Source organism: Exiguobacterium aestuarii, from assembly GCF_020171655.1.
Classification (GTDB): Bacteria; Bacillota; Bacilli; order Exiguobacteriales; family Exiguobacteriaceae; genus Exiguobacterium; species Exiguobacterium aestuarii_A.
In genome coordinates this window covers 14,163-36,446 of the sequence record NZ_JAIVAC010000007.1, presented here as the reverse complement: position 1 = coordinate 36,446, position 22,284 = coordinate 14,163, and the positions used below count along the sequence as shown (strand labels likewise).

18 protein-coding genes and 2 tRNA genes are annotated in these 22,284 nt (G+C 48.5%); all 20 read right to left on the bottom strand.

Going from position 1 to position 22,284, the window contains the following annotated elements:
- Nucleotides 1-85 precede the first annotated feature (85 nt).
- Nucleotides 86-1,039 carry a cysteine synthase A gene (cysK, locus tag LCM29_RS14875; protein ID WP_214749862.1) on the bottom strand — a complete coding sequence of 318 codons (954 nt, stop codon included), beginning with the start codon at nucleotides 1,037-1,039 and terminating at the stop codon, nucleotides 86-88.
- 84 nt (nucleotides 1,040-1,123) lie between these two features.
- Nucleotides 1,124-2,053 carry an Hsp33 family molecular chaperone HslO gene (gene hslO / locus LCM29_RS14870; RefSeq protein ID WP_318247834.1) on the bottom strand — a complete coding sequence of 310 codons (930 nt, stop codon included), beginning with the start codon at nucleotides 2,051-2,053 and terminating at the stop codon, nucleotides 1,124-1,126.
- A 19-nt stretch (nucleotides 2,054-2,072) separates the two neighbouring features.
- Nucleotides 2,073-2,837, bottom strand: coding sequence for a type III pantothenate kinase (locus tag LCM29_RS14865; protein WP_214697208.1), 765 nt, complete (start codon nucleotides 2,835-2,837; stop codon nucleotides 2,073-2,075).
- A 93-nt stretch (nucleotides 2,838-2,930) separates the two neighbouring features.
- Nucleotides 2,931-4,955: an ATP-dependent zinc metalloprotease FtsH gene (gene ftsH / locus LCM29_RS14860; RefSeq protein WP_074036633.1), complete on the bottom strand. Its 2,025-nt coding sequence runs from the start codon at nucleotides 4,953-4,955 to the stop codon at nucleotides 2,931-2,933.
- A 105-nt stretch (nucleotides 4,956-5,060) separates the two neighbouring features.
- On the bottom strand, nucleotides 5,061-5,606 hold the full coding sequence (hpt, locus tag LCM29_RS14855; protein WP_012727721.1) for a hypoxanthine phosphoribosyltransferase: 546 nt from the start codon (nucleotides 5,604-5,606) through the stop codon (nucleotides 5,061-5,063).
- 35 nt (nucleotides 5,607-5,641) lie between these two features.
- Nucleotides 5,642-6,868 (bottom strand): tRNA lysidine(34) synthetase TilS, encoded by a 1,227-nt coding sequence (gene tilS / locus LCM29_RS14850; protein WP_224863737.1) that lies wholly within the window; start codon nucleotides 6,866-6,868, stop codon nucleotides 5,642-5,644.
- A 68-nt stretch (nucleotides 6,869-6,936) separates the two neighbouring features.
- Nucleotides 6,937-7,008, bottom strand: a tRNA-Glu gene (locus tag LCM29_RS14845).
- A gap of 9 nt (nucleotides 7,009-7,017) precedes the next feature.
- Nucleotides 7,018-7,094 (bottom strand) — tRNA-Met (locus LCM29_RS14840).
- Nucleotides 7,095-7,236: 142 nt separating this feature from the next.
- On the bottom strand, nucleotides 7,237-9,849 hold the full coding sequence (locus tag LCM29_RS14835; protein ID WP_224863735.1) for a YhgE/Pip domain-containing protein: 2,613 nt from the start codon (nucleotides 9,847-9,849) through the stop codon (nucleotides 7,237-7,239).
- A gap of 202 nt (nucleotides 9,850-10,051) precedes the next feature.
- A complete protein-coding gene (locus tag LCM29_RS14830; RefSeq protein ID WP_214749849.1) occupies nucleotides 10,052-10,570 on the bottom strand; it encodes a S1 domain-containing RNA-binding protein in 519 nt (172 codons plus the stop codon).
- A 74-nt stretch (nucleotides 10,571-10,644) separates the two neighbouring features.
- Complete coding sequence (locus tag LCM29_RS14825) at nucleotides 10,645-11,019, bottom strand: FtsB family cell division protein (RefSeq protein ID WP_074036621.1); 375 nt, start codon at nucleotides 11,017-11,019, stop codon at nucleotides 10,645-10,647.
- Nucleotides 11,020-11,061: 42 nt separating this feature from the next.
- The gene (locus tag LCM29_RS14820) at nucleotides 11,062-11,334 is read right to left on the bottom strand and encodes an RNA-binding S4 domain-containing protein (protein WP_214697198.1); all 273 of its coding nucleotides are present in this window, start codon (nucleotides 11,332-11,334) and stop codon (nucleotides 11,062-11,064) included.
- On the bottom strand, nucleotides 11,331-12,746 hold the full coding sequence (mazG, locus tag LCM29_RS14815) for a nucleoside triphosphate pyrophosphohydrolase (RefSeq protein WP_224863733.1): 1,416 nt from the start codon (nucleotides 12,744-12,746) through the stop codon (nucleotides 11,331-11,333). Before mazG ends, LCM29_RS14820 begins: the two co-directional genes overlap by 4 nt.
- 1 nt (nucleotide 12,747) lies before the next feature.
- The gene (locus LCM29_RS14810) at nucleotides 12,748-14,295 is read right to left on the bottom strand and encodes a polysaccharide biosynthesis protein (protein ID WP_224863731.1); all 1,548 of its coding nucleotides are present in this window, start codon (nucleotides 14,293-14,295) and stop codon (nucleotides 12,748-12,750) included.
- Nucleotides 14,279-17,806: a transcription-repair coupling factor gene (mfd, locus tag LCM29_RS14805; RefSeq protein ID WP_224863728.1), complete on the bottom strand. Its 3,528-nt coding sequence runs from the start codon at nucleotides 17,804-17,806 to the stop codon at nucleotides 14,279-14,281. The genes LCM29_RS14810 and mfd overlap by 17 nt, the downstream gene beginning before the upstream one ends.
- A gap of 45 nt (nucleotides 17,807-17,851) precedes the next feature.
- Nucleotides 17,852-18,409 (bottom strand): aminoacyl-tRNA hydrolase, encoded by a 558-nt coding sequence (pth, locus tag LCM29_RS14800; protein ID WP_224863726.1) that lies wholly within the window; start codon nucleotides 18,407-18,409, stop codon nucleotides 17,852-17,854.
- Between the two features lie 55 nt (nucleotides 18,410-18,464).
- A complete protein-coding gene (locus LCM29_RS14795) occupies nucleotides 18,465-19,421 on the bottom strand; it encodes a ribose-phosphate diphosphokinase (protein WP_214761676.1) in 957 nt (318 codons plus the stop codon).
- 45 nt (nucleotides 19,422-19,466) lie between these two features.
- Nucleotides 19,467-20,822: a bifunctional UDP-N-acetylglucosamine diphosphorylase/glucosamine-1-phosphate N-acetyltransferase GlmU gene (gene glmU / locus LCM29_RS14790; protein ID WP_224863724.1), complete on the bottom strand. Its 1,356-nt coding sequence runs from the start codon at nucleotides 20,820-20,822 to the stop codon at nucleotides 19,467-19,469.
- 184 nt (nucleotides 20,823-21,006) lie between these two features.
- Nucleotides 21,007-21,306 carry a septation regulator SpoVG gene (gene spoVG, locus LCM29_RS14785; RefSeq protein WP_214761672.1) on the bottom strand — a complete coding sequence of 100 codons (300 nt, stop codon included), beginning with the start codon at nucleotides 21,304-21,306 and terminating at the stop codon, nucleotides 21,007-21,009.
- Nucleotides 21,307-21,446: 140 nt separating this feature from the next.
- Nucleotides 21,447-22,271: a pur operon repressor gene (purR, locus tag LCM29_RS14780; RefSeq protein ID WP_012727734.1), complete on the bottom strand. Its 825-nt coding sequence runs from the start codon at nucleotides 22,269-22,271 to the stop codon at nucleotides 21,447-21,449.
- Between the last annotated feature and the right edge of the window lie 13 nt (nucleotides 22,272-22,284).

Below are 22,284 nucleotides of genomic sequence, written 5' to 3'. Positions count from 1 at the left end.
CTCCGTCTATTCATTCATGCCTTTTATTGTACACAAGAAAAGGCAGCAACCGAAAGAGAATGTCTCTCGATTACTGCCTGAAATGTTATACGCGACTCTCGTTTGATTCTTCATCAAATTGATAAAGCGGTGTGCTCAAGTAACGTTCTCCGTTTGACGGGATAATCGCCAATACGTTTTTCCCTTTACCGAGACGCTTCGCCGTATCAAGTGCCGCTGCAATGGCAGCCCCTGAAGAAATCCCACCGAGGACACCGTTCGTGCGTGCCGCTTGGCGCGCGTATTCAAACGCCTGGTCTGTCGTGATTTGAAGGACACCCTCATAAATCTCAGTATCCAGAATGGATGGGACAAAGCCGGCACCAATTCCTTGAATCTTATGAGGTCCTGGCTTCCCACCCGACAAGACTGGGGAATCAACCGGTTCAACCGCCAAAATTTTCACGTCTGGATATTTCGCTTTCACGACTTTTCCTGCACCGGTAATCGTACCACCTGTACCGACTCCCGCGATGAGAGCATCTACCGAAAGTCCTGACTCTTCGAACGCCTCGACAATTTCAGGTCCCGTCGTCATTTCATGCACGTTCGGGTTCGCTGCGTTGTTGAATTGTTGCGGAAGGAAGTAGCCGTTTTTCTCAGCTTCTTCAGTAGCACGACGAATCGCTCCACCCATTCCTTCTGGCCCTGGCGTCAAGATGAGCTCGGCCCCGTATCCACGAAGAAGGTTACGACGCTCCATGCTCATCGTCTCAGGCATGACGAGAATGGCTTTATATCCTTTCGCGGCACTGACCATCGCCAAACCGATTCCCGTGTTCCCGCTCGTTGGTTCAATGATTGTATCACCAGGCTTCAAGGTTCCGTCTTTTTCCGCCGCTTCGATCATGGCGAGAGCAATCCGGTCTTTGACACTTGACCCTGGGTTCATATATTCAAGCTTGAGATACACATCGGCATCTTCTGGTCCAGTCATTCCGTTCAATTTCACAATCGGAGTCTTACCAATCAAGTCTGTCACTGAGTTTACGATTCGCATTACATTTCCTCCTCTATAATTCCGACTATTCCGATATTGTAATCATACCCTATCGAATTGAAATTATGCAATTTGGAACGTTGCTTACGATTGTGCCTGTTCTTTCATCGTTTCTAACTGTTCAGCCGAGAAATGATACTTTTCACCACAGAAGTGACAAACCGCTTCGGCTCCGCCGTCTTCCTCGATCATTTGGCGAATCTCTTCTTTTCCAAGACCGATAATGGCACTTTCCATTCGTTCACGACTGCATGTGCAATTGAACTGAATTGGGTTCGTATCGAGGACATCAAGGCTATCGCCGAGAAGTAATTGCAGCATTTCTTCCGGTGTTTTTTCTTCACCGATTAAAACAGATACCGGCGGGAACGTCTGCAGTGCTTTTTCAAGCGCTTGTACCGTCTCTTCGGAAGCGTTCGGCAGCAACTGAACGATGATACCACCTGCAGCAAGAATCGATTCATCTTCTGGCAAGACGAGAACACCTGCTCCGACGACTGATGGTACTTGTTCAGATGTCGCGAAGTAGTATGTGAAGTCTTCACTGATTTCACCTGTTTGAATCTCTGAAGAACCACCGACATAATCTTTCAAGCCTAAGTCTTTGATGACCGAGACCGTTCCTTTCCCGACCGCTTCGCCGACTTTCAACTTCGTCAATCCTTGCTCGTTGACGAACGTCCCGCCATCGACACGAGGGTAAGATACGTATCCACGGACATCTCCTGCTGTATCTGCGTCTACGATGATTTTCCCGATTGGACCATCACCTTCCACTTTAAGTGTGACGCGTGCCGCACCTTTTTGCATGGCTCCGATCATCGAACCGATTGTCATCGTCCGTCCGAGGGCCGCTGAGGCAACCGGTGTCGTTTGATGACGAAGTTGTGTTTCGTACACTGTCTTTGTTGTACGTGCTGCAAAGGCACGCACCTCTCCATTAAAACCGAGGGCCCGAACGAGATAATCGTCTTTCATTTGATCGAGTAATACTTGTTGTTCTGAATGAATCATATGAGTTAACTCCTTTAGTTTACTTTTGATTGCGCTCGTAAATGAGGCGGAGGCCTTCGAGTGTCAGGAACGAATCCACATGGTCAATCGTTTCTGCATGTTCACTGATCAATCGTGCCAATCCTCCAGTCGCAATGACGGTCGCTTCACCAACTTCACGCTTCATCCGATTCACGATGCCATCCACTTGGGCGACATATCCATAATACGTCCCCGATTGCATCGCTTGAATCGTATTTTTCCCGATAACCGTTGGTGGGGTTGCCAGTTCAATCCGTGGTAATTTCGCAGCACGTTGATAAAGTGCTTCCACTGAAATCATGATCCCTGGTGAGATGATGCCGCCATGGTAGCGACGCTTCTCATCGATGTAACAATACGTGGTTGCCGTTCCAAAATCAACAATTATGAGCGGACCGTCATACTTGGCGATTCCTGCCACCGCGTTGACAATTCGGTCGGCCCCGACTTCGCGGGGATTCTCGACGTGAATGTCTAATCCTGTCTTCACACCTGGGCCCACAACGATTGGACGTACATTGAAGTATCGTTGTGACATTTGTTCAAGTGGGAAAATAACAGGAGGTACGACAGAGGACAAAATGACACCGTCGACTTGATCGAACGAGACGTCCGAATGGTCAAAGAGCGATTTCACTAGCATGCCATACTCATCCGTCGTTTTCGTCCGATCCGTTGAAATTCGCCAATGGTGTACGAGGTTGTCTCCATCGTACATCCCTAGAACAATATTTGTATTTCCAACATCAATCACTAAAATCATGATATAGTTCCTCACTTTGTTGTCAATTGCAGTTCGCTCGAATTATAACACGAAAAAAGACGAATGCCTCGTCAAGGGCATTCGTCTCATTCATTAACGTGATTCGTTGTTCGGACGTTCCGTAGGAGTCGCCTCTGGCTTATCGCCTTCAGGTACGACATCCGGTTGGCTGTCTTGAACAACTTCAGGTTGATCGACGATTTGTCCGTGTTGCACGGCCGCATCATCTTTCTTCGCTGCGTCGTCCGAGTCCGTTGATGCATCCACGTCTTCTTCCGGCTCATGCGGGAGATATTCGCGTGTCTTGATCAAGTGACGAATCTGTTTCGAGTCGAGCGTTTCTACATCAAGCAATGTCTTCGCAACGAGTTCGAGGTCTTCGCGACGTTCTGTCAAAATCTGTTTCGCTTTCGCGTAACAGCGGTTGATGATGTCACGAATCTCTAAATCGATCTCTTGAGCGATCGCATCCGAGTAGTTCTGCTCTGTCTGGAAGTCACGGCCAAGGAAGACTTGTCCGCCATGGTTTGAACCGAGCTGGAGCGGCCCGAGCTTATCGCTCATCCCGTAATCCATGACCATCTTCCGCGCAATCCCTGTTGCACGTTGGAAGTCGTTGCTCGCTCCTGTTGACACTTCACCAAAGATGACATCTTCGGCGACGCGTCCACCAAGAAGTCCGACAATCTTATCTTCGAGTTCAGGTTTTGTCATGAAGTAACGATCTTCTTTTGGAAGCATGACGACGTATCCTCCAGCGTTACCGCGTGGGACAATCGTCACTTTGTGTACTTCATCCGCATTCTCAAGTTCGAGACCGATGATTGTGTGACCCGCTTCGTGATAAGCGACAATGTTACGTTCTTTTTCAGAAATAATTCGGCTCTTCTTCGAAGGTCCTGCAATGACACGGTCAATTGCTTCTTCGACATCGACAACCGATACTGCCGTACGGTTAGAACGTGCCGCAACGAGTGCTGCTTCGTTCAAGAGGTTTTCCAAGTCAGCCCCAGAGAAACCAGGTGTACGTTGTGCGATTGACTTCAAGTCTACAGTTGAGTCAAGTGGCTTGTTGCGTGCATGGACTTTCAACACTTCTTCGCGCCCTTTTACATCTGGACGATCGACCGTGATTTGACGGTCAAAACGACCTGGACGAAGGAGGGCTGGGTCAAGGATATCCGGACGGTTTGTCGCCGCAACCATGATAATCCCTTCATTGTCACTGAATCCATCCATTTCAACGAGCAATTGGTTCAATGTTTGTTCACGCTCATCGTGACCACCGCCGAGACCGGCACCACGTTGGCGTCCGACCGCATCGATTTCATCGATGAAGATGATACATGGAGCATTCTTTTTCGCGTTTTCGAACAAGTCACGGACACGTGACGCACCGACCCCGACGAACATCTCAACGAAGTCAGAACCTGAGATCGAGAAGAATGGTACTCCGGCTTCTCCGGCTACTGCACGGGCCAAAAGTGTTTTACCTGTCCCTGGAGGACCAACGAGTAAGACCCCTTTCGGAATACGCGCACCGAGTTTCGAGAACTTACGAGGGTCTTTCAAGAATTCAACAACTTCGATGAGTTCTTGTTTCTCTTCGTCTGCTCCGGCCACGTCTTTGAATGTGACGCGACGTTTTTCTTGGTCGTATAGTTTCGCCTTCGATTTCCCGAAGTTCATCACACGACCACCACCGCCACCACCTTGCGCCTGGTTCAACAAGAAGAAGAACAAGATGAAGATGATAATGAACGGTAAAATCGCGAAGACGATGCTGAACCAGCTACTGTTCGATTCAGCCTCCTCGATTTGAATATCCGTATTCGCTCGAAGCTGCGTCAATACATCCGCATATTCAGCTTCGTTCGCTGGAATGTTTGTTTCGTAACGCTGGTCGTCATCTCCTGTAAGGTCGCCTGTAATCGAGATAGCCCCCGGGATTTCTTGTACGGTTGCCGTCTCAATCCGATCATCTTCCACATATTCTAGGAATTTCGAATACGAGAGCGTTTCACTCTGACTATTCGGATTCTGCAAATATTGAAGGAACAAGATCAAGGCTAGGAAAATCACACCAAAAACCAATGTGTTTTTCACTGCACGATTCATTCTCTGCCTCCTATTCCGAGAAACGATGTTCTCGCCCATTCAGTATATGCCTATACTTTGGGGATTTCTTTTATCTTACCACGTCACATTTTCAAAAGAAAAACGTTAGCCCCCGTAAACGCTCGGTTTGAGCACACCGACGTAAGGAAGGTTACGATATTTCTCTTCATAATCGAGACCGTAACCGACAACGAATTCGTGTGGAATCACGAAACCGCTATAGTCTGCTGATAAACCATTTTTGCGTCCTGTCGGCTTGTCGAGAAGCGTGACAATCTTCACAGACTTTGCTTTACGGTATTTAAGAAGATCGACGAGATAGCCAAGCGTCAATCCACTATCAATAATATCTTCTACAATCAAGATGTCGCGTCCTTCTACAGATGTATTTAAATCTTTCTCGATTTTTACTTCACCTGTTGAAGAAGTACCTCCGTGATACGTCGACACGTCCATGAAATCCATTTCTAAATGGATATCCATTTCTTTGACGAGATCAGACATGAATGGCATCGCGCCTTTCAATACACACACGAGAAGCGGAAACTCTTCTTTATAGTCTTCGCTAAGTGTTCCAGCGAGTTCTTTCACCTTTTCTTGAATCTCTTCACGTGAGATTAAAATTTTCTCCATATCGTTCATTAATGACATCTTGAAATCCTCCTCTTTCTGTTTCGACACAATCATCATTTTACCATTAATCGTAGGCAAATCGCATCCGACTTGTCTAGAAATTCTGAAACTCGTACCCCAACAATCGCGAGAATTCGTCCTGAGGCATCTTCAAGTAGGGGTAGCGTCGGACGAATCGTCCGCTCAATCTTTTCATCGATCAGGATACGGGACACTTTTTTTGTTCCCACGGCCAATCGCATCCGATCACCTGGTGCACTTGTCCGAATCGTAAGCGGACAAGTGATTTCATGTAACGGAATGCCCTCTTTCCCCTCCTCGACGGATAAAGAGATGGTTCGGTCTCCGAATTCAACAACGGCCGGCAACGAATCGATTTGAATGGGATGAAGTGAACCTGACGCAGAACGCTGTACAAGATTCAGTACCCTATTCTGCTTCGTCATGAACCACTCGCCTGTCAGATGATAGGCTCCTGTATCTTTTTGACTCTGTAGTAGCTTCTCCATCGCCTCGTTCACATTCACCTCGTAACGAGAGGACAGCAATCGACCGACCGTATACCGATCAAGGAATGATAAGCGCTCGAAATCCTCGAGTTTCACATGAAACGCTTTCATTTCAAGTTCGACATATGCCTCCACCCATCGTTCGCACAATTGATACCTGCTATCCCAATCGGCACGGGCCACCTTTGCCGCTTCGCTGACTTCTCTCACAATCGATGGCCGCATCTGTTTCAGTCGCGGCACGATCTCATGGCGAATTTGATTCCTTAAGTAAGTACGTTCTTGGTTTGTTGCGTCTTCGCGCCACTCTAATTGATTCTGTCGTGCATACTCGATCAGTTGAGCTTTCGACTCATGTAACAACGGACGGATGAGCCTCCCGTCACCAAATTTCCGGCTTTCGGGAATCCCTTTTACTTCGATCACGTTTCGATGTAGTTGAATGAGCACTGTTTCTAGCTCGTCATCCGCATGATGCGCCGTGGCCAATGTGTCATATCCATATTTGTTCATGACGTCTTCAAAAAATCGATAGCGGGCTTCACGATAGCGGGCTTGTGATCCTCCATCTTGAAAGCAGAGATGCGTTCCATGAAACGGAATATGGTAGGTTGCCGCGACACGGGCGACGAACCTATACTCTTCGTCTGAAGCTTCTCGTACGCCGTGATGGACATGCGCCACCGCAACATCCCAGCCCTTTTTGACGAGACGATCCAACAAGACAATGGAATCCACCCCACCAGACACTGCGACGAGCACTTTTTTCATGAATTCCCTCCTTGATATAACAAAAGAAGCCATCTCGATTGAGATGGCTTCTTTTCGCTTAGGCTAAGTGACCCGTACGGGATTCGAACCCGTGTTACCGCCGTGAAAGGGCGGTGTCTTAACCGCTTGACCAACGGGCCTAAATAAAATGGTAGCGGCGGAGGGAGTCGAACCCACGACCTCACGGGTATGAACCGTACGCTCTAGCCAGCTGAGCTACACCGCCATGTTATTGTTGTGTCCTAAGCACATTTTCTATAATAACCAGTCACCATTCGAGTGTCAATTCTTTTTTGAAATTTTTTTAATAAAAAAATCGTGCATAGTGTCATCTTCATCACTATACACGATTTCATGACGTTTTTACATCATGCTTCTGATACAACTTGACGATATTTTTTCTTCCACGCAATTCGGAAGTACGCCCACAGTAATGCAAAACATCCAGCAGCCACAAATGCTAAATATGTTGTCGCCGTCTGCAAATACTGCGCACCGTCAGCTGACAAGATTTCTTTATATCCGGCAACCGTATACGTCATTGGAAGGAGCGCATTGAACGGTTGCAGCGCTCGTGGAATCAACTCGAGCGGGAACGTTCCAGCAGAAGTCGTCAATTGCAAGATTAACAAGACGATTGCTACAAAACGTCCTGGGTTCCCAAGTGTGGTTACGAGTAACTGTACAATAAAGAGGAATGTGATGCTCGTCAACCAACTGAATCCGAAGAACTTCAATGGTTCGCTCACTTCAAGTCCTAATAGTTGCACCATCGCCACGTCTAAAATGAGCGCTTGAAGGAACCCGACGACCATGAGAACACCAGACTTCGACAATACCCATGATAGACTACGTTTCGGACGTCCAGCCGGATCATACAATGGATAGACGATCGATAAGAGGAGCGCCCCTACAAAGAGTCCGAGTGACATGAAGTATGGAGCGAACCCTGTACCATAGTTCGGTACCTCGTGAATCGAGTTGTCGACGAGCGACACTGGTCCTGCCATCATCTCGACATTTTCATCGTTCAAGCCGATGTCTGCATCTTTCGCACCTTTTACTAAAGCGTCACGAAGTTCATCGCTACCTGATGCGAGATCTGTCATTCCATCTGCGAGTTCTCCGCTACCATCTGAAAGTTCTTGTCCGCCGTCCGCGAGCTGATTCGCGCCGTCCGTCAACTTGCTTGTTCCTGCCCCGGCAGTCTTCGCGCCATCTGCAAGTTCACGACTACCTTCTTGAAGTTTTTGTCCGCCGTCCGCTAATTGAGTAGCACCATTCGCCAACTCACTCGTTCCCGAACTTGCGCTTTTCGCACCATCGGCAAGCTTCAAACTACCTTCAGACAACTGTCCAGTCGCGGCTACGAGTTTGTCACTGCCTGCCGTAAGTTCAGTTGTCCCGTCTTGAAGTTGTGTTGCACCTTGATTGAGTTTTGAACTCGCTGACACGAGTTCTTGTGAACGGTCGGCTGCAGTTTGTGTCCCTTGCTCGATTTGACTCGAACCACTTGCTAACGCCTGAGCACCTTCCGCTAACTTCGCTTGACCCGTGTTCAATTCAGAAAGTCCTGACGAAAGTTGTCCTGCACCTGTTTCCGCTTGTGCAAGACCTGCCGCCAATGAGGTCTGTCCCTCTTTCACTTGCGTCGCCCCTGCAGCTAATTGATCAAACCCAGCCGATGTCGCTTGTTTTCCTTCACTGAGTTGTGCTGCGATGGCTTGAAGCATTTCAGGTGACGCAGATTGACCGGACTCAGCAAGTGCCGTTAATTGTCCAATCAACTCATCCTGTTTCGCCGTCAATTCAGATTTCATTTGTCCGATTCCATTGACCACTTCAGTTTGACCCGCGATGAGAGCAGTGTTTCCTTCTTTCGCTTTCGTCAATGCACCTGCTAGTTGGTTTGCGCCGTCATTCAGTGCAGACGCCCCTTCTTTTGAACGCTCGATGCCAGCAGCAAGGTCTTGAACGCCTTGATTCAACGTTTTCGCACCCGTGTGAAGCTCATCTAATTTGGACGCGAATGCCCCTGTTCCTTCGACGAGCTGGCTCGTTCCGTCTTGTAAGGCGGATGCGCCATCATTCACGCGGTGTACCCCGTCTGACAAAGCAGTTGACCCGTCGTACACTTGCTGACTTCCATCCGCGAGTACCGATGAACCTTCTGCCAACTGAGTCACACCATCGTTTAACTGGCTTGCACCGTTAGCGAGCTCACGCTGTTTCGAGGCGAGTAGTTTCGTTCCGTTCGCGAGTTCAGATGAACCATCGGACAACTGAGCGATTCCGTCATTTAACTCACTTGCACCGTCTGCAAGTTCGCGTTGTTTTGTTGCGAGAAGTTCCGTTCCATCCGCCAATTTGACGGCACCATCTTTCGCTGACGTAGAACCGTCGGCAAGTTTTGTCGCGCCATCCGCGGCTTCACCAAGTCCGTCCGCCACGTCATTTAATCCATCTTTCAATGCACTGACGTACTGTTTCGATACCTCGGTCGAAAGCTCTGCTTTCACTTGCTCCATTGCGGAGCCACCGATTTGTGCAGCTAGGAAGTTATACGATTCATTCGCAATGTACTTCAATTCAAGTTGCTCTGGATTTTCATCTAGAGCGGTCGTCGCCTTCTCCGAAAAGTCTTCTGGAATCTCGATTGCCATGTAATAATCATGGTCTTTCAATCCAGATTCTGCTTCCTTCTTTGTCGTCTCGACAAACTCAAAGGCTTCCGAATCTAACAACTTATCAATCAGATCGTTCCCGATTTCAAGTGACTCCCCTTCAAATGATGCCCCTTTGTCTTCGTTGACGATGGCGACCGGTAAATCTTTCATCTGTCCATACGGATCCCAGAAAGCCCACAAAAACATACCGGCATACATTAACGGTACGAGTGCGACTGCGAGAATCGGAACCAACACACGTGGGTTCTTAAAGATACTCCGCCACTCCGCCGTCCATAGTTTCCATCCATTCATTTTTTCTCTCCACCTTCACTTATAAAACATAACTATTTTTTCATGTTCCCTATTTTGCTCTCTTCCTCGAAAAAAATCAACTATATTTAGTTATTTTTTATAATTTTTTTAAAACAAAAAAAGTCGTGAACAAAAATGTTCACGACTTGTCTTGTAACAAGACCTATATGGTTACGAGTAGAAGCTAATTGGTATCGAAGGATTACCCGCGTTTGGCTCCACGTCCACCGCGTTTCGAATCTGTTTGACGTTTCAACGTCGAAAGACGCTCGTCGCTGTCTTTCAAGAATTTGCTCATCAACGTATCGAATGTTTCTGGTTCACGACGTTGTTCACCACGACGACCGCCGCCACGTGGGCCGCCGCCACCGCGTGGGCCGCCGCCACCGCGCGGACCACCTTGACCTGGGCCACCTGGGCGTGGGCCACGAGAGAAACGCTCACCGGCTGGACGCTCTGGACGTTCAGGGCGTTCACTTACAGGACGATCGACTGCTTTCTTGATGGATAACCCGATTTTCCCATCATTTTCGACGTTCAACACTTTTACCGTGACTTCTTGACCGACTGTCAACACTTCGTTAATGTCTTTGACGTAAGAGTCCGCCACTTCACTGATGTGTACTAATCCTGTCTTGCCGTTTGGGAGCTCGACGAACGCTCCGAAATGCGTAATCCCTGTAACCTTACCTTGTACCTTGCTTCCTACTTCAATTGACATAAAATAATGTACTCCTTTTTTGATTGATTCTTTTCAATTATACGAGTCGTTTCCTCAACGGTCAACGAACCGACTTATTCCTCTGGGGAGAAGTAGAAAATAATCTCTCCATCTTTGGAGAAGAGGAGCTCGTTTCGCGCTAAGTTCGCGATATAATCCTCATCCTGCAAACGTTCCACTTGTTCCTTCAACTCATCTTGCTCGGCTTTCTGCTCTTGCAACTCCACTTTCGCTTGTGCGTAAGCTTGTTGTTGGTCCGATACATAGCCTACCTTTGAAAAGTAACTCTGTCCAATTAATACCATAACGAATAAAAATAGGAGTGAGGCTGCCGCCAAACGACGTCGAAGATGAACTCTTCGGCGATGTGTGTCTTTTTCCAGCTGTTCTCTACGCTCATCTAGCGCTCGAATGCGCCGTTGTCGATCCATCGGATTACGTCCGTTCATCGCCTCATCCCCCTCCTCTTAATACATTAAGTATACTTTTTTTTACGAGTCGATACTACCGTCCATCTTCTCTTCTTTAAGTAAACGATACATTTCTTTCGCATCTTCTTTGCGTGCATGTTCCGCAATCGAGTCAATGACGACCGTGACAAGCTTGTTTCCGAATCGAATTTGCAGCTCGTCTCCGACTTTAACATCGGTACTCGCCTTCGCCACTTGGCCATTTAGCTGAATCCGCCCTTGATCTGCCACTTCTTTTGCGAGCGTGCGTCGCTTGATCAAGCGGGATACTTTCAAAAATTTATCTAATCTCATAACCCTTTCTCCTTTGCCTCGTTCCAAAGAGCATCCATCTGTTCGAGCGTCATCTGCTGAAGATCACCATTCGCTTCTATATACTCGAATCGACGTTTGAACTTTCGGTTCGTCTGTTCTAACGCTTGCTCGGCATTTAGCCCAACGTATCGCGCGATGTTGACGATGGAGAATAATACATCGCCAAGTTCTGATTCGTCACTCAACTCTTCACGCCACTCGTGCAGTTCTTCTTCCAATTTTTCGAAAGCGCCCGACACGTCATCCCATTCGAATCCGATTTGACCAGCTTTCTTTTGAAGTTGTTCAGCACGCATCAATGAAGGTTGGTCGACGAGTACACCATCGAGTTGCGATTGTTTCTTTTCCCCTTTTTCCGCTTGTTTAATCGTATTCCAATTTTTTACCACGTCGGAGGCATCTTCGACGGTGACATCTCCAAAGACGTGCGGATGACGGCGGACCATCTTTTCACTGATTGCCCCGATGACATCACGAATATCGAAATACCCTTCGTCTGCACCGATTTGGGCATGTAACATGACTTGAAGCAACACGTCACCGAGTTCCTCGATGATGGCATCGTCATCTTCTGCATTGATGGCTTCAATGAGTTCATACGCTTCTTCTAACAAATACTTCCGAAGCGACTCATGCGTTTGTTTGCGATCCCACGGGCAACCGTCCGGTCCACGAAGTGTGGCGATGATTTGTTTGAGCGTTGCAAAATCTTTCGCCAAATAAGCTTCATCCGTGAGTGGCGGAACATAGAGCGTCGTCAAGTTGTTCACTTCCGCCATGCGGTCCATCTCGAACAACGGAATGTGTTCGATTCGTTCTTGTGTGGTACCCGCAGCTGTCACAAGTGTAACAGGGTGCTCATCCGGATAACGTTCCATCAGTTGCACTTTTACGTCTCCCGCTACAAATCCATCGTACACTTGACCAATCAACACATGTTGCGTCACTTGCAGGCGTTCAAGGTCGAGCGCCGTCGCATCCAACAACTGAAAGCCGTTGATTGGATCGATTTGCAAAGCTTGGAACATCGCATCTAAGAAGCTTTGCCCGCCGAGTACGTGAAGGTCCGCTCCACGTTCCACCAAAAGCTCGACAGTTCGCTCGGCGACGAACGGGTGACCGGGTACAGCATACGTGATAGCCATCTCTTCACTTTTGTTCATCAACGTCTCGACAATTTGATCGTACACCTCTTCAAACGTATCACTCGATTCATAAATCGAATCAAACGACTCGAATGCGAGCCCTTCTGACTCTAACTCACGTACGACAGGGTGTTCTTTCGTCCGTAGCCAAACGAGCGGTTGTTGCTTCAAATGACGGTACACTCCGAGTGGCAATTGATTCAGCTCACCAGATCCAAGACCGACCACCGTGATTGTATAACCCATACTAGTTCTCCTTTTTTTCGAGCACATCGAGGAGGCGACCACCGAACGGGATGAACTCCCATTCCGCAAGTGATAGCATTCGCGTGCTCCATAATCTCCATATATAAAGGACGGCTCCGCTACATACCATCCCGATTAACCATCCGAAGGCTGCGATTCGCGAATCGACCCACATCTGACCAACCCAGTTTAACACGGCAACGAGTAATAACATGGGCACCAGCGCTTTCGATAGCGATTTGTAATGCTTCGACCGAAACGACCCGAGTGGAATCGAACGGTCGAGCGCCCGAAAGTTATAGAACGCCATCGCCAAAAAGCCGAGTGAGGTACCGATGGCCGCCCCTTCAATCCCATAGAATGGGACAAGCCCCACGTTTACGACACCTTTTGCCAAAATCGCGACAATCATACTGCGAGCCGCAATCCATTCACGGTCGATTGCTTGAAGGCAAGTCATGCTTGCAATCGCTAACGATGCCGCAAACGTACTCGTTGCCAATAACACGAGCGCCCGCGTACCTGACCCATCTTCAAACAAGGCAACGTTTAAGAAAAACATCACCCCCATCAATCCGACGGTCGCAGCACCCGCAATGGCTGTTGTCACACGAATCATCGAACGGAGCCCTTGTGTCGTTTTTTGCAGATGTCCCGCTCGATAGTGTCGGACGAGTGTTGGGACGTTGGCCATACCGATGGTCGTTGCGAACAGGATTGCAAATTGGACAAGTGGGTATCCCCGGTCGAACACGCCTTTGCTCACTTTCGCCTCGTACGTCCCCCCCATTAAATTGACGATTGTAAAGGAGTCGACGAGTTGCATCCATAAGATTCCGAGCGAGGCAAATCCGACCGCGAGCCCTGTCGTCAACAATAGGCGCAATCCATGTTGAAACGTGACACGTCGTACTTTTACGATTCGTAGGCCGCGCGCCTGATAGATTAAAAAGGCAATCGCCACAACCCCACCGACAAGCGTCGCGCCATACGCGTATTGACTGAGCGTGTATGCATCTTTTCCAAGACGTACGCCAATCCATAAGAGCGACAGCATGACCGTCACGCGTACAAAATTTTCTAACACTTGCGACCACGCGCTCGGTCGTAAATCATCCCTTGATTGAAAGGCACCACGTAACACGGCGGACGCCGGCATGAGTAAGTAACTCAAACTGATTACGCGAAGCGCCGGGGCCAACTGTTCATCCCCGAGCCACATTGCGAGTGTCGGGGCGAAGATCCACATCGTGACAACAAGCGTGATAGAAAGAAGAAGCAACGCATAGAAACTGCTCCATAACACTTCTAGCTTCTGGTTCGACCCCTTCGCGCCGACTCCTATTTTCGCAATGACTACCGGCATCGCATAAATTCCGAGCGATGCGACAATCGCGGCGAACGGATAGACGGTTTGATAAGCATAGAGTCCAAAGTCACCCGCCAAATTTTGATACGGAACGCGATACGCGAAGCTAATCAGTTTCGATACGTAACCGGCAAGGGCGAACAGGACGACACCTTGTGCAAACTTACTTGGCGACCGCATCGCCCACCAACCGCTTCGTCAGTTCTTCTAATACAGTATCGGCATCATTCAAGAGCTCTGTGAGTGGCATTCGACCACTGAGTGACAATTTCAAGGCTCCGTCTTCTTGACCAATTCCTAGTTTACGACCGAGCGGCATCGTCCATTCCATAAAGGATGGTACATCGAGGGCTGTCGTCGAATCTTTCGATAAGACAATTTCAATCCGTCCAGGCGTTTGTTTGATTCGGCTCACTTTCGCCAGTTCTCCGTAAATCCGTAGACGTGTCAGCTGAATGAGAAGGGCGACTGGTTCTGGGAATTCCCCAAATCGCTCAATCAATTCGTCTTGTAAGGCGAACAATGCGTTTGGTGTATCGACGTATTTGAAACGCTTATACATCTCAATCTTCAGCTCACTATCCGACAAATAGTCGTCCGGGATGTAGGCATCCGCTTGGAAGGCGATTTCCGGCTTGAAGACGACTTGTTTCGCCTGTCCACGCATCCGGTCTTTCCGTTCCTCGATTGCTTCGGATAGCATTTGAGAATAGAGGTCGAAACCGACTGAATCGATGAATCCAGATTGTTGTGCACCTAGCAAGTTACCGGCACCTCGAATCGACAAGTCGCGCATCGCGATCTTAAAGCCGCTTCCGAGTTCTGTGAATTCTTTAATGGCTTGAAGACGACTTTCTGCTACTTCGGTCAAGCGCTTATCTTTTCGATACGTGAAGTAAGCATACGCAATTCGATTCGAACGTCCGACTCGACCACGAAGTTGATACAGTTGGGAAAGTCCCATCTTGTCAGCATCATGGACAATGAGTGTATTGACGTTTGGAATGTCGATTCCCGTCTCGATAATCGTCGTCGAGACTAAAATATCCGCTTCCCCTTCAAGGAAACTGATCAATTGGCTCTCGAGTTCGCTCTCGGTCATACGCCCGTGTGCTGTCGCGATACGTGCCTCAGGCAATAAGGCCCGAATCTCTTCCGCTTTCCGCTCGATGCCTTCGACACGGTTGTAGAGGAAGAACGCCTGTCCTCCACGCGCAAGTTCACGCTCTAACGCTTCACGCAAGACGATGCCGTCATATTCCATGACATACGTCTGAACCGGGTAGCGGTTCTCTGGTGGTGTTTCTAACACAGATAAGTCGCGAATTCCAATCATCGACATGTGAAGCGTTCGCGGAATCGGAGTAGCCGTCAACGTGAGTACGTCGATGTTCGTCTTCAATTGCTTCAGACGCTCTTTATGCTTGACGCCGAACCGTTGCTCTTCATCGATGATGACGAGACCGAGGTTCGCGAACGTCACGTCTTTTGACAACACTCGGTGTGTCCCGACGACGATATCAATCGTCCCTTCCTTCAAGCCCTTCTTCGTCGCAGTCATCTCACTCTTTGAGCGGAAACGACTCATGACAGAAACGTTAATCGGAAATTCACTGAATCGCTCGAGCATCGTTTCATAATGTTGTTGGGCGAGGACGGTCGTCGGGACGAGAAACGCGACTTGTTTTCCGGCGAGCACCGCCTTGAATGCCGCTCGGATTGCCACTTCCGTTTTCCCATAGCCGACATCTCCACATAAAAGTCGATCCATCGGACGTGAACGTTCCATGTCTGCTTTAATCTCAGCAATTGAGCGGACCTGGTCCTCTGTCTCAGCATAAGGGAAGGAGGATTCAAATTGCCCCATCTCTTCATCATCCGGTGGAAACGCAAATCCGACCGAAGCTTCTCGTGCCGCATATAATTTAATGAGCTCATCTGCGATATCTTCAACCGACTTGGCGACTTTCGATTTAACTTTCTTCCACTCGGTGCCTCCGAGTTTATAAATCTTCGGTTCTTTCCCTTCGGCGCCGACATATTTTTGAACGAGATCAATTTGATCGACCGGCACATAGAGCGCATCATCACCGGCATACACGAGATGGAGATAGTCCTGATGAATCCCTCCGACCTCGATGGTTTTAATGCCTAAATACTTCCCAATCCCATGATGCACATGGACGACATAGTCGTTCGGCTTCAACTCTTGATAGCTCTTAATCCGTTCTGCGTTCGTTAAGTTCTTCGTCTGACGCTTCCGTTTCGTCACACGTTTAAACAATTCCTCTTCTGATACGACGACGAGACGACTCGTCGACAATTCAAACCCACCTTCGATTTGACCGATGATGACGGATACGCGTCTCGGCTCTAATTCTCCATCGACATTCGTGAACGTTGAATGAATGCCGTAGTCTGAAAGGAGCGCTTCAATCTTGTCCGCGCGTGACTTGTCTCCCGCAAGCACGACAATGCGTTGATCCCCTTGTTGCCAGCGTTCCACTTCTTGCTTTAAGAGATGCATCTGCCCATGAAATGCCGGGAGTGGACGACAGCTCAAATGTACCGTCGCGGTTTCCGGAATCCCGGAGCGACGAGATGGAAGTAGCGAGAACGCTACTTGTTTCAAGTCACGAAACACTTTGTGCATCGGGACAGCAAGCGTGTAATTGCTGACCGCCTCCCCTTTTTCGATGAGTGAAGAGAACCATTCCGCCTCTTCCCGCTCCTGTACGTCCGCGGCATCATCGATTCGCGCCACTTCATCTAAAATAAGTACGGCGTCTTTGCCAATATAGTCTAAGAGCGTCGATGTATAAAGGAGTGGCGAATACTTTCCAACTTTATCCGGGAAATCACCACGCTCTAAGCGCTCGATGTCCGTTACGACTCCTTCCTCAAGCGCTTGACGAATCACTTCGTTCTCAATCAACTCGACGGTTCGGTCATATTGCTTTCGGAGTGAACGCCCGGCTTGTTTCAACTGATCGTCAGTGGCGATGAACTCGGTGGCAGGCGTGATACACACTTCCCCTACCACACCGAGCGAACGTTGCGTCTCGGCATCGAACGTGAAAATAGAATCGATCTCGGTATCAAATAAATCAATCCGATACGGACGCGCTTCTGTGAGCGGGTAGACATCCAAAATACTGCCTCGTACGGAAAATTCGCCAGGCGTCGTCACGGTCGCTGTTCGTTCATACCCCATATCTGTCAATTGTTTCGCAAAGTCTGCCAACTCGAGATCACTTCCCGGCTTTAGCATAACGCGACTATGTTGCCACGCTTCTGGGCTCGGCATATAGCGTCGTAATCCACCAAGCGGCACGACAACGACGCCTCCTGTTTGGTCAAGGAGACGAGTACGGGCATCGATTCGAGCGGCCAACAGCTCAGGACTAGACGTCAGCGACAGTTCAGCGGCCAGCGTCTCATCAATCGGATAAAGCAATGTTTTTTCCGGTCCGATGAGTGATTCGAGTTGATCGAACATTTTTTGTGCTTGATACATGTTATGCGTCACGACGACGAGACGTCTCGATGACGATTTCACAAGTCCTGCGAGGACGAGAGCTTTCGCGCTTGTCGTCAGTCCCGTCACCAATTGACGGTCTACTTTTTGTAGCCGCTCACGAATCACGTTCGTCTCCGGGAGCGCCACCATAAATCTCTCTAAAGCATTCATTTGTTTTCCTCCAACTCATACGACAAAAAAGGGTGCTATGACCCTTTAGTTGTATCGATTCATCAGCGCTAGCCAATCTGTATCCGTGAAATCAGTGGCTGCGGTTACGGCGTTGTCGAGTGTTTCGTTCAACTCCGGCAAGTCCTCTTTCCGATAGTTCATCAACACCCAGTCGACGACTTTGATCGGGTGAGGAGGACGTCCAATCCCAAGTTTCAATCGCTTGAATTCTGCAGTCCCTAAGTGTTGAATGAGCGATTTGATTCCGTTGTGACCACCCGCACTCCCTTTCGGACGGAAGCGCAGTTTTCCTGGCACCATATCCAAATCGTCATAGATGACAAGTAAATCGTCAATCTCAATCTTATAATAATCTAAAATTGGACGGACAGCTTCACCCGATAAGTTCATATACGTAAGGGGTTTAACAAGTACAACGCGTTCACCATTGATTCTTCCCGTTCCCATAAGGGCGTTAAACTTCGCTTCATTCAGCGAGATCCCATGCTTTTCAGCGAGGCGATCAATTGCCAAAAAACCGATGTTATGTCGGGTCATCTCAAACTTTTTACCAGGGTTTCCAAGACCGACGATGCATTTCATATCATTTCCTCCTGAACAAAAAAGCCCAAAGGCGAATGCCTCCGGGCCTCGTTTTTTAATCGAATAGGGTACTGACCGATTTGTGCTCGTGGACACGCATGATCGCTTCCCCAAGCAAATGGGCAACCGACATCTGCTTGATCTTGCTCGAGCATGGACGACCCGTCAAATCGATTGTATTTAAAACAACCAATTCTTTGATCGATGAATTGTCGATACGCTCCATCGCTGGACCAGAAAGGACTGGGTGCGTACAAGACGCATATACTTCTTTCGCGCCAGCTTGGACGATTGCATCCGCTGCAAGCGTGATCGTTCCCGCTGTATCGATGATATCATCAATCAAAATTGCTGTTTTCCCTTCAACGCTTCCGACGATGTTCATCACTTCAGCGACGTTCGCTTTCGGACGACGCTTATCAATGATAGCAATCGGAGCTTTCAAACGTTCTGCCAATTTACGTGCACGTGTCACGCCACCGTGGTCTGGAGAGACAACCACGATATCCTTCGCTTGAAACTCTTCTGTTTCAAAGTACGTCGAGATGAGCGGCACACCGAGTAATTGGTCAACCGGAATATTGAAGAATCCTTGGATTTGCGCTGCATGCAAGTCCATTGTGATGACGCGTGTCGCACCTGCTACTGTCAAAAGGTCAGCGACAAGTTTCGCCGTGATCGGCTCACGCGAGCGTGCTTTACGGTCTTGACGTGCATATCCGTAATACGGCATCACGATGTTGATCGTACGGACAGAAGCACGTTTGAGTGCATCAATCATGACGAGCAATTCCATGAGCGTTTCGTTTACAGGTGAGCTTGTTGATTGGATGACATACACATCATCTCCACGAACACTTTCCTCGATGTTGATATAGAGTTCACCGTCGCTGAAACGTTTGACTTGGCAATCACTGAGCGGGACACCAATTTCTTTCGCGATTTCTTCAGCAAGCGGGCGGTTCGAGTTTAAGCTAAATAGACGAATTTCTCGTTCGTATACAGTAGACATGTTTAGGATTCTCCTCCATCGTTTTCCATAATGATTGGCAGCAAGTTATCGTTTTGAGTAACCTTCTTTATTTGTTTGGCGTTCACGTGCAATCGCGAGCGCCTCTTCCGGTACGTCATTCGTAATCGTCGAACCGGCTGCGACAATCGCACCTTTTCCGACTTTTACCGGGGCAATCAAGTTGACGTTGCAGCCGACGAACGCATCGTCTTCTACCACTGTCTCGAACTTGTTCTTGCCGTCATAGTTTACCGTGATTGATCCACAACCTAAGTTGACACGTTCGCCGATTGACGCATCCCCGATGTAGCTCAAGTGCGAAGCTTTCGCACCGTCACCAAACGACGATTTTTTAATCTCGACGAAGTTTCCGACGCGTGTGTTCGCACCAAGTACAGCTTGTTGACGCAAGTGAGCGAACGGTCCGACCTGAGCCGCTTCACCGATTTTGCTATCTGTCACGACAGACTGACGTACGACTGCATGATCTTCAATCACACTGTTGCGGATGTCTGAGTTCGGTCCGATGACACATTCCGAACCAATTGTCGTCTTCCCAAGGATGACCGTACCCGGATAGATGATTGTATCCGAACCAATCACCACATCTGGAGAAATATACGTCGATGCCGGGTCCATGAACGTGACACCTTCACGCATGAGACGTTCGTTCGTACGTTTACGCATGATTGCTTCCGCCTGTGACAAGGCAACGCGGTCATTGACCCCGATTGTCTCATCAAACGTTGGCGCTGTATGTGCTGCGACGACTTCGCCAGCTTCTTTTGCAATCGAGATGACGTCAGGCAAGTAGTATTCGCCTTGCGCGTTATTGTTTCCGACTTGTTTGAGCGCGTCGAACAATAACTCGTTATCGAACACGTACGTTCCCGTATTGATTTCATTGATGGCAAGTTCTGTCTCAGAAGCATCTTTATGCTCAACGACTTTCGTCACGTTCCCATCTTCACCACGAACGACACGACCGTATCCTGTCGCATCATCTGCAATCGCAGTCAACACAGTAACTTTCGCTTGTTGCGCTTCGTGATGAGCGAGAAGGGCTTCCAACGTTTCTGCCGTTAGTAACGGTGTATCTCCGCAGACGACAAGTGTCGCCCCTGCTTTACCCGCAAGCTCTGCTTCTGCCATTTGAACAGCATGCCCGGTTCCAAGTTGTTCTTCTTGGACCGCATATTCCACTCGTGTGCCGAGCGTATCTTGTACCGCTTCCGCCCCATGGCCAACGATTACGATTTGACGACTGACACCGATTTGGTCTAACTGGTCGACAACGTGCTCGACCATCGGTTTTCCTAGAACCGGATGAAGTACTTTATAAAGCTTCGACTTCATTCGCGTCCCTTTTCCTGCTGCCAAAATGACTGCAAAACGCTCCATTCTTCATTCGCTCCTATCTCACAACAGCTGTGATTGGTCTGTATAGTTCGGCTTTTCTGCAACTAAATCCTATTTACACCGTTTCTACTATATCGAAACCATGCCTTCGTTTCAATAGTTGTACCATTCCTTAACCAATGAAACGCAAAAAAACAGCGGTAGGTAATCTAACCGCTGTTTGATATCATTCATTCGTGCCGTACGACACGTGCTGGGGGTCCAGTACATCCACTTCCATATTGGAATAGGTTTCCAATACAGCCGCTTCAACTTTCTGTCGCATCTCCCCGTTAATCGGATGCGCGATGTCCCGAAAAATACCTTCTGGTGTCCGTTTGCTCGGCATGGCGACAAATAGACCGCTACTCCCTTCGATGATTCGAAGGTCATGTACAACGAATTCATGGTCAAGTGTGATTGAGGCCAATGCTTTCATTCTGCCTTCTGTCGCGACTTTGCGAATTTTTACGTCTGTGATCTGCATGTTTCGCATCCCCTTTTTCATCGTTGTCTATGCCATGGTGTGGTCTTCTGTAAGGTTCAGTTGGTTTCGAACGAACGTCATGACTCGATATTGATAACTCTATACCCTCTAATCATAAATCGAAATCAAAATTTTGCCAATCATTTTAGGAACTGTTCCACATTCCCCCGTGAAATGGTGACAAGACCTTCATCTGGGTCGACGTTCGTCAATTTCATCAAGCTGACGTATTCGCTGACCATCTTCTTCTCGGCGCCCTCTGCTTCCATCAAGACACCAACACCCGCAAGGTTTGCTTCGAATTCATTCAAGAGACTCATCATCCCCCGAATCGTTCCCCCTGCTTTCATGAAGTCATCGATCAAGAGCACATTCGCGCCACGCGGCAGACTACGACGTGCGAGCGCCATTGTGCGAATCGCCTTCGAAGAACCTGATACATAATTGATACTGACCGTCGATCCTTCCGTTACACGACTATCTGAACGGACGATGACAAATGGTACACCTAATTGTTCTGCGACAGCATAAGCAAGGGGAATTCCTTTCGTCGCAATCGTCATGACCACATCGACTTTACGATCGGCAAATACGGACGCAAAGACTTGTCCCATCGGTTTCACCTGACTCGGATTGCCTAATACATCTGTGAGGTAGAGATAGCCCCCTGGTAAGAGCCGCTCAGGTTTTGATAATTGTTCACAGAGCGTATCAATCATCTCAAGGGATTTTTCTTTACTCCAGCCTGGGATGAACATCACACCGCCCGCTGCACCAGGAACGGTCACAAGCTTTCCAATTCCATCATGAGACAGCATCTCACTCACGATGACAAGGTCTTCACTGATTGACGATTTTGCGGCTTTATAGCGACTTGAAAACATCGACAACGAGACAAGCTGATGCGGATGGTCAAGCAAATAACGGGTCATATCGACGAGACGACCACTTCTACGAATTTTCATACGGATTCTCCTT